This window comes from Burkholderia sp. Bp9015 (assembly GCF_003853505.1).
Taxonomy (GTDB): Bacteria; Pseudomonadota; Gammaproteobacteria; order Burkholderiales; family Burkholderiaceae; genus Burkholderia.
The window spans coordinates 132254-145303 of the sequence record NZ_QTPZ01000008.1; the positions used below are offsets into that span (position 1 = coordinate 132254).

The window sequence follows — 13050 nt, forward strand, 5'->3', positions numbered from 1 at the left end:
CAGCACGTCGCCGCACGCGGCCCCGCGCCAGATTGCCGCCGTGGGCTGACCCGTCGTGACCGCGAGGCGCCAGTGCCGGGCCGCGCGGTCACGCGCGACAGCGGCCCGCAGGACAACGTCCGACAGGATCGGGCCAACCTGCGCGCAACCGTCTACGATAGCGCGGCCGTGCGCCCGCCGGCCTGCTTGCGCCCGTAGCCCACCATCATCACGAAGCTGAGCAGGAAGCCCGCGCCGCCGATCAGCAGCAGCCCGCTCTCGCCGAATACCGGCAGCAGGTTCGTCAGCGCGCCCGTCACGACCCATGCGACGGCCATCACCGAGCCCGCGACGCCGAGCACCCAGCCCTGCCGGTCCTCGCTGACGGCATCGGAAAACGCCGTATACATGGTCGTGTAGGCGACCATGTCGAAACAGCCGACCACCATCGCGAGCACCCACAGCACCGGCTCGTGCGGAAACAGTGCCGACGCGATCTGGCCGAGGCCCGCGACGAGCAGGCCCGTCTTCGCGATGTCGACCACACGCCACACGCGCAGCATCAGCCGCACGACGAACAGCAGGCCGAACACGAAGCAGATGCCGATCACGCCGCTGAACAGCCCGAGCCGCGCGCTCGTATAGCCGAACTTCGCCTGCAGCAGCAGCATGATGGTCTGCAGGTAGAGTCCATAGCCGACCTGCATCAGGAAGAACACCACCGACAGGAACGCGACGTTGCGCTGACGTGCGGCTTCCCCGATGATCCGCAGCGGCAGCAGCGGATCGATGCGCGTGTCGCTGCGCGGCGCGGCCGTGTCGCGATACGACGCCGAGGTCCAGAACGCGCACACGAGCGACAGCGCGGCGACGAGCACGAACGGCGTGCCGTAGTCGAACAGCGGCGAGATCGTCCGGTCGGACGTGACGCCGCCGAGCACGGGGCCGACGATCACGCCGGCGCTGAACGCGAGCGACATGATGCTCATGTTGTACGCCTTGTTCCCGGGCGTGCTCAGGTCGGTGATGGCCGCCTGCGCGATGCCCTGGCAGCCTGCCATCAAACCGGTGAGCCCGCGGCCGGCCAGCAACAGCGCGACGCTCCCGTGCCACGCGCCGGCGGCCATCAGCGCGTAGCCGGCAGCAAGGCCGAGCACGCACAGCAGCAGGATCCGGCGGCGGCCGTAACGGTCCGACAACTCGCCCATCAGCGACGAGCCGAAGAACATGCAGAGCGGATAGATCCCGTAGCCGACACCGAGGTAGAAATTGCGCGCGTGTTCGCCGGCGTCGGCCGGCAGGATGCCCGCGTGCGGATCGCTGAAGATCGCGGACATCATCGGGTAGACGAGCCCGAACCCCATCGCGTCGATCGCGATGGCGAGCAGGCAGGGGCCGAGCAGCGTGTAGTCGAGCCGGGACATGGCGACCTTCCGGACAGAGTGGATGATTGCGCAAGCGTAACGAGCGGGCGGCGGCCCCGGTAGGCCGCTGTCCGCGATGCTAACCATCGGCGGCGCCGATACGCCGCATGCCGCCCGGGCCGATGGCTGATCGCCCCGAATGGCGAACGACTATTTGGCGCTCAGCGGCTCGCCCGAGAACTGCCGGCGCGCGAGCACGCACGGCGCGCCGTCGTGCATGAACACGCTCGCGGCCAGCCCGAACGACGCGGCGAACAGCACGTACCACGCGGGCGCGACGGGCGACCCGCTCGCACGCGTCGGCCATGTGACGATGAACGGCGCGAAACCGCCGAACACCATCACGGCAACGTTGTACGCGAGCGCGACGCCGGTCGATCTCGTCCGGTTTACGCGCTTCGTCAGCTTCGGCTCCGCCCTGCTTTGCTGCTTCCCTGCTTCCCTGCTTCCCTGCTTCTCCGCTTGCCGCTTGCCGCTTTCCTGCTTCCGCGCTTTCCGCGCTTTCCGCGCCTTCCTCGCCTTCCTCGCCTTCCTCGCCTTCCTCGCCTTCCTCGCCTTCCTCGCTTTCCTCGCCTTCCTCGCTCGTCCTGCCCTGTACGCAAATCCGTCGTCAGCGATGCAGCGCCCAGGGCCGTCCGCATAGCGTGCAGCTAGTCCGTTTGGACGGCACGCCGCACCGCCTTTGTTGCCATCATGACCGTCATTCATCGCGCGCCGATTGCCGCACGAAACGGCGCCGCGCCCGCTCGCGCCCGCCACGGAGACACCATGAACGCCCCTATCCTCGGCCCCATCGACCAGATCGGCTATGTGGTCGCCGATCTCGACCGCAGCATCGCGCGCTGGCGCGCCCGCCACGATGTCGGCCCATGGACCGTGTTCCGCAACGTGCGGCTCGACGGCCGCTGCTTCGGCGAAGCGACGACGGTCACGATGGACGTCGGGCTCGCGTATCGCGCCGATCTGCAGATCGAACTGATCCACGTGACGAACGACGCGCCGTCGCCGTACCGCGATGCGCACGGACAACTGCTCACGGGCCTGCATCACGTCGCATGGGTGGTCGACGATCTCGATGCCGCCGTCGCGCAACTTACGGCACGCGGGCTGCGCGTGGTGTTCGACGCGCACAACCCGGCCACGCGCGTCGCCTATCTCGACGACGCCGACGATCCAGGCGTGCGCGTCGAAGTAATCGAAGGTGCAGGCATGCGCGCGATGATCGCGCACGGCATCGCCGAAGCGCATACCTGGGACGGCGCCGATCCGGTCCGCATCATCGACGCGTCGGCCGCCGCCTGAGCGGGCCCGCGCGCGTCCCCCTTCACTCACAGGAGCAAACAGGATGAAACGACTCGAAGGCAAGGTAGCGCTGATCACGGGCGGCGCCCGCGGCCAGGGCGAGGCGGAGGCACGCCGGTTCGTCGCCGAGGGCGCACGCGTGGTGATCGCCGACGTGCTGGACGACGCGGGCCGGCGCGTCGCGGCCGAACTCGGCGACGCCGCGCGCTACCAGCATCTCGACGTGACGAACGAAGGCGACTGGCACACCGCCGTCAATGCGACGCTCGCGCATTTCGGGCGGCTGGACATCCTCGTGAACAACGCGGCGATCCTGAAGCTCGTGCCGATCGAGTCCTGTTCGCTCGACGACTATCGCAAGGTGATCGACGTGAACCAGGTCGGCTGCTGGCTCGGCATGAAATCGGCATTGGCCGCGCTGAAGGATGCGGGTGGCGGCTCGATCGTCAACGTGTCGTCGACGGCCGGGATGGAAGGCGTGGCCGGCGGCAGCGCGTATGTATCGAGCAAGTTCGCGGTGCGCGGGATGACGAAGGCCGCCGCGCTCGAGTTCGGCCGCTACGGGATCCGCGTGAACTCGGTCCATCCGGGCGGCATCGACACCGTGATGGCACGCCCGCCGGAATACGCGGATTTCGATTCGTCATCGATCTACAGCGGGCTGCCGATCGCGCGTATCGGCAAACCCGACGAGGTGGCGAGCCTCGTACTGTTCCTCGCGTCCGACGAATCCGCGTATTGCACGGGTTCGGAATTCATCGTCGACGGCGGGATGCTCGCGGGCAGCACGTTCCACTGATCCGCAGCGGAGTCGACACACGCCCGCCTGCCCGGCGGGTGCTGTCGTTTTCGGCCGAGCGAGGGAGAAGTCAGGGGCGGCATCCCATACGCGCATACAACCCGGCATCCCGAAACAACCATGCCGCCGGCGGATCTCCCGCGCGGCGGCACCGGTATTTCCAGCGCGCAGCGACGCGCGATGCTGCGCTCAATACCCCTTCGGCTGAATTGCCGGGGCGCCGACACCGCGCGCCGCTTGCCTGCCGCCGCGCACGAGGAAACGTCCGCGCGCGCCGTACACGCCTTCCGCTTCCGGATACACCGTCAGCAGCACCAAATACAGCAGCCCGCCGACCGCCAGCGACACCGGCACGCTGAGATCGAGTCCACCCGCGAGGTTGCCGAGCGGCCCGACGAACTGGCCCGGCAGGTTCACGAACGACAGTCCGATGAAGGCCGCCGGCAGCCACGCGCCCATCGCGCGCAGGTTCCAGCCGTGCGTGAACCAGTAGTGGCCGCCGCGCAGCCCGCGGTTGAACACCTGCAGGTCGTCCGCGAGATAGTAACCGCGACGCGTCACGTAGCCGATCACCATGATCGCCATCCACGGGCAGCTGAACGTGTCGATCAGCGTCGAGAACGTCGCGACGCTTTCGACGAGGTTGAACCAGAAGCGGCCGACGAAGATGAACGCGATCGCGATCGTGCCGATCAGCAGCGTCGCGCGCACACGGTTCAGGAAGCGCGGGAACATGCTCGACACGTCGAGGCCCGTGCCGTACAGCGCGGTCGTGCCGGTCGACATCCCGCCGATGATCGCGATCAGGCACATCGGCAGCAGGAACCAGCGCGGCGACACGGCGAGCAGCCCGCCGACGTAGTCGTTCGACGCGATGAACGCGGGCGCCTTCGACGCGATGATGGTCGCGGTCGCGAGCCCGAAGAAGAACGGCACGAAGGTCGCGATCTGCGCGGCGAACACGGCGGCCATCACGCGCCGCTTCGGCGTCTGCTGCGGAATGTAGCGCGCCCAGTCGCCGAGCGTCGACGCGAACGACACCGGGTTGCTCAATGCAACCAGCACGGCGCCGACGAACGCGGCCCAGAAGCCTGCGCTGCCCTGGTTCAGCGTGCCCGCGTAGTTCAGGTCGAACATCCCCGCGAACGCGAACAGGCCGGCGACGAACAGCAGGCTCGCCGCCCACACGGCGATCTTGTTGACCCACAGCATGAAGCGAAAGCCGTAGATGCAGACGATCAGCACGAGCACCGCGAACACCATGTACGCGGCGCCGAGCGTGAAGCCGTTGACCGGCACGCCGACCATGTCGTGCGCGCCGCCGACGAGCGCATCGCCCGAGCTCCACACCGCGAGCGAGAAGAACGCGATCGACGTGAGCAGCGCAAGGAACGACCCGACGATCCGGCCATGAATGCCGAAATGCGCGCCGGACGACACGGGGTCGCTCGTGCCGTTGCGCGGGCCGAACAGGCTCATCGGCGCGAGGATGCAGGTGCCGGCGAGCACGCCCAGCACGATCGCGCACATGCCGGCCTTGAACGACAGCCCGACCAGCACGGGAAAACTGCCGAGCACCGACGTGGAAAACGTGTTGCAGCCGCCGAACAGCAACCGGAACAGATCGATCGGACGCGCATAGCGCGATACGTCGGGAATACGCTCGAAACCGAACGATTCGACTTGGGTAATCCTGCCTTCAGTCATTTGTCTCCAGCTCCTCTGGTGCATCGGTACGGCCCGCGACTGCGGCCATACGACACATCGTCATCGATTTGCGGCCACTCTAAACCGGATCGGGCAGCGCAAATATCACGCATTCGAGACGTTTACGACGAGGCAGAACAATGTTTCGCGACGGGGAATCGACCGGTTGGCGCGCCGCGCGGGCGGCCCGGGCGATGCAAGGTGCGCCGACCGATGCGCCGGGCCGCCGCCGGCGCGCGAGCCGACCGGCGATCCGGCCCCGCCGAACGGCCGGCATCGCTGTAAGGCAGGCACACGGAGCGCCATGCCGATCCACGGGACCGGCGCCGCATCGAACGTCGTCAGTCCATGCGACGCCGTTACGCGCCGGCAACGGGGACGCAGGCGCCAACCCGGCGATGCGAAGTCGATCGCCCGGCGGGCGGACCCAACGTCCCTGCCCGCCGTGCGACCCTCGCCCTACTCCCCCGATCGCGCGAGCGGACCGGGTGCCTGCTGCGCCGTTTCCGACGGCCAGCCGCCCGCGAGCGCCTTGTACAGCGCGACCGTCGATGCCGCGCTGCGCATCCGCCCGTCGGCCGCCGCGTCCTGCGCCTGCAGCAGCGTCCGTTGCGCGTCGAGCACTTCGTAGTAGTCGATCGCACCGGCCGAGAAGCGCGTCTGTGCAAGCTGTGCCGCGCGAGCGCTGTCGTCCGCCGCGCGCACGAGGTGCGCGGTCTCCTCCTGCGTGCGGGCGACACGCAGCAGCGCGTTCTCCGTTTCCTCCAGCGCGCCGAGCACGGTCTGCCGGTACTGCGCGAGCTGGCCGGCCGCGTCCGCGTCGCTCGCCGCGATCCGCGCGCGCACGCGGCCGACGTCGAGGAACGACCAGTCGATGCCGAGCGCGATCAGGTTCGTATCGCTGCCCGCACGGAAGAATCCGTAGCTGCTCGTCGCGCTGCCGAGCAGCCCCGACAGCGTGAAGCGCGGAAACAGGTCGGCTGTCGCGACGCCGACGCGCGCGGTCGCCGCGTGCAGCCGTGCTTCGGCGGCAGCGACATCGGGGCGGCGGCGCAGCAGGTCGCCCGGCGTGCCGGGATCGATGTCGGCTGCAAGCGCCGGCAGCGGTACCGGCGCGCCTTTCGATGCGGCAGCGTTCGGGATGTCGAACCGGCCGATCAGCGCATCCGGCGTCTGCCCGGTCAACACCGCGAGCCGATGCTCGTCGACGCCGATCGCCGCTTCGTACACGGCGATCCGCGACGTCGTCGATTCGTACTGCGCGCGCGCTCGCGCCGCATCGAGTTCGGAGCCACGTCCCGCGCCGACGCGCGCATTGATCAGCGCGAGCGTCTGCTTCTGGTTGTCGGCGTTCTCGCGTGCGATCCGCAGCCGCTCCTGCGAGCCGCGCAGATCCACGTACGTGCTCGCGACCTCGCCCGCGATCGCGACACGCACCGCGCGTACGTCGGCCGCACTCGCAGCCGTTTCCGCCCACTGCGACTCGATCGAGCGGCGCACGCGGCCGAACAGGTCGAGTTCCCACGCCGCATTGATCCCGACACTGGAGATCGGCGTATCGCGCTGGCTGCGCGGCGCGCCGAACGCCTGGTCCCTGCTCGTCAGCTGATGGCCGATCCGGCCGCTCGCGGTAATCGTCGGATAGCGGTCGAACGCGGCCTGCGACAGCAGCGCGTTCGATGCGTCGTAGCGCGATACGGCGACCTGCAGGTCCTGGTTCGCGGCGAGCGCCGCATCGATCAGCTGCGTGAGCGCCGGGTCGCCGAAGCCGCGCCAGAACGCGGCATCGGCAGCGGCCGACGCAACGGGCGGCGACGCATCGGGCGTGGTCGCATGCGCGTCGCGCGCGAAGCGCGCGGCGCTCGCCGTATCGGGCCGCTTGAAATCGGGGCCGACCGCGCACGCGGCGAGCATCACCGACAGCGCGAGCGCGGAAAGACGGAATGCGGCGCTCATCGGTTTTCTCCTTCGAGGGTGCCGTGCTGTTCGCTCCACACGGCCGGCGTGCCGCGCGCGAGCTTGCGGATCGCCACGTAGAACACGGGCGTCAGGAACAGCCCGAACAACGTGACGCCGAGCATCCCCGCGAATACGGTGACGCCGGTGGCGGCGCGCACTTCGCTGCCCGCGCCGCCGCCGATCAGGAGCGGCACCGAGCCCGCGATGAACGCGACCGACGTCATCACGATCGGGCGCAGCCGCAGCCTGCATGCCTCGAGCGCCGCTGCGATCGCACCCTTGCCCTGGATTTCGAGTTCGCGCGCGAACTCGACGATCAGGATCGCGTTCTTGCACGCGAGCCCCATCAGCACGACGAGACCGACCTGCACGAACACGTTGTTGTCGCCGCCGGACAGCCACACGCCGAACAGCGCCGCGCACATGCACACCGGCACGATCAGGATCACCGCAAGCGGCAGCGTCCAGCTCTCGTACAGCGACGCGAGCACCAGGAACACGAGCATCACCGCGAGCGGGAACACGACGATCGCCGCGTTGCTCTGCGTGACCTGCTGGTAGCTGAGATCGGTCCATTCGAGCGTGATGCCCGGCGGCAGCACGTCCTTCGCGATCTGCTGCAGCTTCGCGATCGCCTGCGACGACGACATCGCCTTCGGATCGGCGTCGCCGATCAGGTCCGCGGCCGGATAGCCGTTGTAGCGGACGACCGGGTCCGGCCCATACGCGGGCGCGACCGTCACCATCGAGCCGATCGGCACCATCTCGCCTTTCGCGTTGCGCGTGCGCAGGTTCGCGATGTCCGCGGCCGTCTGCCGGTGACCGGCATCGGCCTGCGCCATCACGCGGTACACGCGGCCGAACGCGTTGAAGTCGTTCACGTACATCGAGCCGAGATAGACCTGCAGCGTGTTGAACAGGTCGGTGAGCGCGACGCCTTGCGCCTTCGCCTTCAGCCGGTCGACCTTCACCTCGAGCTGCGGGATGTTCGCCTGGTACGAGCTGACGGGGTAACTCATCCCAGGCGTCTTCGCGACCGCGGCCTGGAACGCCGTCAGTGCCTTCTGCAATTCACCGTAGCCGAGCCCGCCGCGATCCTCGAGGTACAGCGAGTAGCCCGAACCGTTGCCGAGGCCCTGGATCGGCGGCGGCATCAGCGCATAGGTGATGCCGCCGCCGATCGCCGCGAAGCGTGCGTTCAGGTCCGCGTTGATCTGCGCGGCGCTGCGGTGACGCTGGTCGAACGGCTTCAGGATCACGTACGAGTTCGTGATGTTCGGCGTGTTCACGCCCTGCAGCGCGTTCAGCCCGGCAAACGCCGGCACCATCTCGACGCCGTCGGTGCCGAGCGCGATCTTCGTCATCTGCTCGGTGACCGCGCTGGTGCGGGCGAGCGACGCGCCCTCCGGCAGCTTCGCGCCGGCGAACAGGTACAGCTTGTCCTGCACGGGGATGAAGCCGCCCGGCACCGCGTTGAACAGCAGCGCGGTCGCGGCGAGCAAGGTCGCATAGACCGCGAACACCGCGCCGCGCCGCTTCAGCGTGCGCGCGACCACGCCGTGATAGCGATCGGAGCTGCGCTCGAAGAAGCGGTTGAACGGATGGAACAGCCAGCCGAATGCGCGGTCGAGCACGCGGGTCAACGCATCCTTCGGCGCACCGTGCGGACGCAGCAGTTTCGCGGCGAGGGCGGGTGACAGCGTCAGCGAGTTCACCGCGGAGATCACCGTCGAGATCGCGATCGTCACCGCGAACTGCCTGTAGAACTGGCCCGTCACACCCGACATGAACGCCATCGGCACGAACACCGCGCACAGCACGAGCGCGATCGCGACGATCGGCCCCGACACCTCGCGCATCGCCTGGTGCGCGGCGTCGCGCGGGCTCAAACCCTGTGCGATGTTGCGCTCGACGTTCTCGACCACCACGATCGCATCGTCGACGACGATCCCGATCGCGAGCACGAGCCCGAACAGCGTCAGCGTGTTGATCGAATAGCCGAGCAGGTAGAGCCACGCGAACGTGCCGACCACCGACACGGGCACCGCGACGAGCGGAATGATCGACGCGCGCCAGGTCTGCAGGAACAGGATCACGACGAGCACGACCAGCACGACGGCCTCGATCAGCGTGTGCTGCACCGCGCGGATCGATTCGCGCACGAACACGGTCGGGTCCCACACGGGACGATAGGCGACGCCCGGCGGGAAACGTTTCGACAGTTCGTCGAGCTTCGCATACACCGCCTTCGCGACGTCGAGCGCGTTCGCGCCAGGCGACAGGAAAATGCCGACCACGGCCGAGTGCCTGTCGTTGAAGTACGAGCGCAGCGTATAGTCGCCCGCGCCGAGCTCGATGCGCGCGACGTCGGACAGCTTCACGACCTGGCCGTCGTCGCCGTTGCGCAGCACGATGTCGCCGAATTCCTGCGCGGTGCGCAGCCGGCCGCGCACGTTGATCGACACGAGGAAGTCGTTTTTCTTCGGCGTCGGCTCCGCGCCGAGCTGGCCGGCCGACACCTGCACGTTCTGCTCGCGCACCGCGGCGATCACGTCGCTCGCGGTCAGCCCGCGCGACGCCAGCCGGTTCGGGTCGAGCCAGAGCCGCATCGCGTAGTCGCCGGAGCCGTACACGCCGACGTCGCCGATGCCGGTCAGGCGCGACAGCTCGTCCTTCACGTGCAGCGTCAGGTAGTTGCGCAGATACAGCGAATCGCGGCTGTTGTCCGGCGAATAGAGACTCACGTACATCAGCGGCGTCGGCGACTGCTTCTGCGTGGTCACGCCGTACTGGCGCACCTCGTCCGGCAGGCGCGACAACGCCTGGCTCACGCGGTTCTGCACGCGCACGGCAGCCGTGTCGGGGTCGACGCCCTGCAGGAACGTGACGACGACCTGCAGGCTGCCGTCCGAACCGGCGACCGACTTCATGTACATGATGCCTTCGACGCCGTTGATCGCCTCTTCCAGCGGTTCGGCGACCGATTCGGCGATTTCCTTCGGGTTCGCGCCCGGGTACGTCGCGCGCACGACGACGCTCGGCGGCACGACTTCCGGATATTCGCCGGCCGGCAGCATCGGGATCGAGATCAGGCCGATCGCGAAGATGACGATCGACAACACGACCGCGAAAATCGGCCGGTCGATGAAGAAGCGGGAGAAATCCATTGCGGGCCTCCCGTTACCGCGCGGCCGGCGCGCCGGCGTCGGCCACCGCCACCGCTGCGGCCTGCGTGCCGCTGCCCGGGCCGGTGCCGGTGTCCGCATCCGCGCGTGCAGGCAGCACCTTCGGCTTCACCTGCGCGCCCGGATAGTAGATCCGCTGCACGCCGTCGACGACCACGCGATCGCCCGGCTCCAGCCCCTTCTCGACGATCCGCTCGCCGTCCAGCGCACGGCCGATCGTGACGTCGCGACGCAGCGCCTTGTCGCCGGCGCCGATCACGTACACGTACTTGCGGTCCTGGTCGGTGAGCACCGCCTTGTCGTCGACGAGCAGCGCATCCTGGTCGCGACCGCTGACGAGCTGGACGCGCGCATAGAGGCCCGGCGTGAACGTGTGGTCCGCGTTCGGCAGCCGCACGCGCGCACGAATCGTGCCGGTTTGCGGATCGAGCCGGTTGTCGAGAAAATCGACGGTGCCCGCGTGCGGGAAACCCGTCTCGTTCGCGAGCCCCACGCGCACCGGATCGGCGCCGATCGCGCGATGCTTCGGGTCGGCGCGCCGCGCGTTGTAGCGCAGGTAGCTCTGCTCGTCGCAGTCGAAATACACGTAGACGGGGTCTTGCGACACGACGGTCGTGAGCAGCGTGTCGTCGGCGCGCGCGAGGTTGCCGGCGGTCGCGATCGCGCGGCCGACGCGCCCCGCGATCGGCGCACGCACCTCGGTGAAACCGAGATTGAGCTTCGCGTCGGCGACGGCCGCGTCGGCCGCCCGCAGGTCGGCGCGCGCCTGCTCGGCGGTCGCGCGCGCGTTGTCGAGTTCCTCCTCGGAAGTTGCATGCGCATCGATCAGTGTCCGCACGCGCTTGAGCTGCACATCGGCGAGGCTCGCGGCCGCGCGCGCCCGCTGCTGCTGTGCGTTCGCGCGGTCGAGCGCGATCCGGTACGGACGCGGATCGATCTCGAACAGCACCGCGCCCTGTGCGACGAGGTCGCCCTCCTTGTACGCGATGCGCTGCAGATAGCCGCTCACGCGCGGCCGCAGCTCGACCGCGTCGACTGCTTCGACGCGTCCGTTGAACTCGTCCGCGAGGCGAATCGTGCGCGGCGCGACGGTCGTCACGCCGACTTCGGGAAGCGGCTGGGCCGCCGTTTCGCCTTTGCCGTCGTGACAGCCCGACAACGCCAGCAGCAGTGCGCAGGCCGCGCCCAAAGGCGAGGTCCTGCGTAGGGATAAGGAGAGCATGATGCCTCGCGACGGGTTAAACTGCCGCGTAGCATAAAAGTTGAAGTTAACTTCAAGTCAAGCTTTCCCGGAGGGCGTCATGGGTATCGACGAAATCCCGCAATGGCCGCTGATGTCGATCCGCGAAGTGGCCGCGCGCAGCGGCGTGCCGGCATCGACGCTGCGTTTCTACGAGACGCGCGGGCTCATCAAGTCGCACCGCAACGGCTCGAGCCATCGCCACTATTCGCGCGCGGTGCTGCGGCTGATCGCGTTCATCGTGTTCGCGCAGAAGATCGGCTATTCGCTCGACGAGATCGCCGAACAGCTCGTGAGCCTGCCGGAAGACACCGCGCCGACCAACAAGGACTGGCAGCGGCTGTCGCGCGGCTGGAAACAGCGCGTCGCGAACCGGATCGAGGAACTGCAGCGGCTCTACATCAATCTCGACGAATGCATCGGTTGCGGCTGCCTGTCGCTGAAGCGCTGCAAGCTGACCAATCCCGAGGACCGCGCGGGACGCAACGGGCCGGGCGCACGGCGCTGGCTCGGTGATACGCCGCCCGATCTCGACTGACGCATGCGCGGCGGCCGGCGCGATGCACGATGCCGCGCCGGCGTCCCGCGTCACCCGACCCGCCCGCCCCGCCGCTCACCGCGATCGCCGTGCCCGTGAGGGCGCCAGTCTGCGCAGACGTTGCCGGTTGGCAGCAATGGCAGTCCGGGCCCTGCCCGGCGTAAGGTCAATCGCGCCGGCGCGCCAGCCGGCTTCGCGTCGCGCGCGGCGCTCAGACGCTCAGGATGCCGAGCGCGACGTCGAGCACGGCCTGCCGGAACGCCTCCTGCCGCGTGGGCAGCGACGTGAACTCCAGCATCATGTGGCTGTACGACACCGTCGTGCCGACCGCGCTCGCGATCATGAAGAACAGCACGTTCGGATCGACCGGGCGGATCTCGCCGGCCTCGACCGCGTCGGCCAGCAGCGGAAACATCGCGTCGTGATACGGGCGCACGATCCGCTGCTGCAGGCAGTCGAGCCGCCCGCCCTCCTCGGTCGCTGCCGTCGAGAAGAACATGCCGATGTCCGGCTCCGCGAACTCGTGATCGACGCACAGCTCGATCGCGCGCCGCACGCGCTCGCGATGCGGCAATGACGACGTGCGCAGCGCGCGCAACGCGTCGAACAGCGGCTCGGCCAGGTCGACGATCTGCCCGACGACAGCCAGCCACAGCGTCTCCTTCGCGCCGAAATGATGGGCGATCAGCGCCGCGTCGATGCCCAGCTCGCGCGCGACCTCGCGCACGCTCGTCGCGTCATAGCCGCGCTTCGCGAACGTGCGGCGCGCGGCCCGCAATATCACGTCCGGTCCGACGGACGCCTCCGCCAGCGGCCGCCCGCGCGTACGCCGCTTCGACGGCGCGCGCTCAGTGACTTCAGCCACGTTTTCCTGCTCCCGTTGAATGAATCGAATGCCCGTGTCCGGGCCCCGGTTC

9 protein-coding genes and 1 pseudogene are annotated in these 13050 nt (G+C 68.7%); 3 read left to right on the forward strand and 7 right to left on the reverse strand.

Annotated features, from left to right (window positions below):
- Nucleotides 1-152: 152 nt before the first annotated feature.
- Together DIE12_RS11500 and DIE12_RS38600 are read right to left on the reverse strand one after the other, a co-directional pair.
- Nucleotides 153-1403 (reverse strand): MFS transporter, encoded by a 1251-nt coding sequence (locus tag DIE12_RS11500; protein ID WP_124521848.1) that lies wholly within the window; start codon nucleotides 1401-1403, stop codon nucleotides 153-155.
- A gap of 150 nt (nucleotides 1404-1553) precedes the next feature.
- Nucleotides 1554-1790, reverse strand: a pseudogene (locus DIE12_RS38600) (MFS transporter); the annotation flags it as partial.
- Between the two features lie 381 nt (nucleotides 1791-2171).
- On the opposite strand from DIE12_RS38600, the gene DIE12_RS11510 reads away from it, so the two are divergent.
- The gene (locus DIE12_RS11510) at nucleotides 2172-2705 is read left to right on the forward strand and encodes a VOC family protein (protein ID WP_124521849.1); all 534 of its coding nucleotides are present in this window, start codon (nucleotides 2172-2174) and stop codon (nucleotides 2703-2705) included.
- Nucleotides 2706-2748: 43 nt separating this feature from the next.
- Nucleotides 2749-3504: a glucose 1-dehydrogenase gene (locus DIE12_RS11515; protein WP_124488201.1), complete on the forward strand. Its 756-nt coding sequence runs from the start codon at nucleotides 2749-2751 to the stop codon at nucleotides 3502-3504.
- 189 nt (nucleotides 3505-3693) lie between these two features.
- Here DIE12_RS11515 and DIE12_RS11520 read toward each other — a convergent pair whose 3' ends face one another.
- From DIE12_RS11520 to DIE12_RS11540, 4 genes are all read right to left on the reverse strand, one after another.
- The gene (locus tag DIE12_RS11520) at nucleotides 3694-5211 is read right to left on the reverse strand and encodes a cytosine permease (protein WP_260426256.1); all 1518 of its coding nucleotides are present in this window, start codon (nucleotides 5209-5211) and stop codon (nucleotides 3694-3696) included.
- 459 nt (nucleotides 5212-5670) lie between these two features.
- Nucleotides 5671-7167: an efflux transporter outer membrane subunit gene (locus DIE12_RS11530; RefSeq protein ID WP_124521853.1), complete on the reverse strand. Its 1497-nt coding sequence runs from the start codon at nucleotides 7165-7167 to the stop codon at nucleotides 5671-5673.
- Nucleotides 7164-10337 carry an efflux RND transporter permease subunit gene (locus DIE12_RS11535; RefSeq protein ID WP_124488204.1) on the reverse strand — a complete coding sequence of 1058 codons (3174 nt, stop codon included), beginning with the start codon at nucleotides 10335-10337 and terminating at the stop codon, nucleotides 7164-7166. The genes DIE12_RS11530 and DIE12_RS11535 overlap by 4 nt, the downstream gene beginning before the upstream one ends.
- Before the next feature lie 13 nt (nucleotides 10338-10350).
- Nucleotides 10351-11577: an efflux RND transporter periplasmic adaptor subunit gene (locus DIE12_RS11540; protein ID WP_124521855.1), complete on the reverse strand. Its 1227-nt coding sequence runs from the start codon at nucleotides 11575-11577 to the stop codon at nucleotides 10351-10353.
- Between the two features lie 79 nt (nucleotides 11578-11656).
- Between DIE12_RS11540 and soxR the strand changes: the two genes are divergently transcribed.
- Entirely contained in the window at nucleotides 11657-12133 is a 477-nt protein-coding gene (gene soxR, locus DIE12_RS11545) for a redox-sensitive transcriptional activator SoxR (protein WP_044846696.1), read from the forward strand.
- 211 nt (nucleotides 12134-12344) lie between these two features.
- Here soxR and DIE12_RS11550 read toward each other — a convergent pair whose 3' ends face one another.
- Nucleotides 12345-12998 carry a TetR/AcrR family transcriptional regulator gene (locus tag DIE12_RS11550; protein WP_124521857.1) on the reverse strand — a complete coding sequence of 218 codons (654 nt, stop codon included), beginning with the start codon at nucleotides 12996-12998 and terminating at the stop codon, nucleotides 12345-12347.
- Between the last annotated feature and the right edge of the window lie 52 nt (nucleotides 12999-13050).

Coding starts and splice junctions, on each gene's coding strand:
- DIE12_RS11510 (WP_124521849.1), top strand. CDS start 2,172: ATGAACGCCCCTATCCTCGGCCCCATCGACCAGATCGGCTATGTGGTC.
- DIE12_RS11500 (WP_124521848.1), bottom strand. CDS start 1,403: ATGTCCCGGCTCGACTACACGCTGCTCGGCCCCTGCCTGCTCGCCATC.
- DIE12_RS11520 (WP_260426256.1), bottom strand. CDS start 5,211: ATGACTGAAGGCAGGATTACCCAAGTCGAATCGTTCGGTTTCGAGCGT.
- DIE12_RS11530 (WP_124521853.1), bottom strand. CDS start 7,167: ATGAGCGCCGCATTCCGTCTTTCCGCGCTCGCGCTGTCGGTGATGCTC.
- DIE12_RS11515 (WP_124488201.1), top strand. CDS start 2,749: ATGAAACGACTCGAAGGCAAGGTAGCGCTGATCACGGGCGGCGCCCGC.
- DIE12_RS11535 (WP_124488204.1), bottom strand. CDS start 10,337: ATGGATTTCTCCCGCTTCTTCATCGACCGGCCGATTTTCGCGGTCGTG.
- DIE12_RS11540 (WP_124521855.1), bottom strand. CDS start 11,577: ATGCTCTCCTTATCCCTACGCAGGACCTCGCCTTTGGGCGCGGCCTGC.
- soxR (WP_044846696.1), top strand. CDS start 11,657: ATGGGTATCGACGAAATCCCGCAATGGCCGCTGATGTCGATCCGCGAA.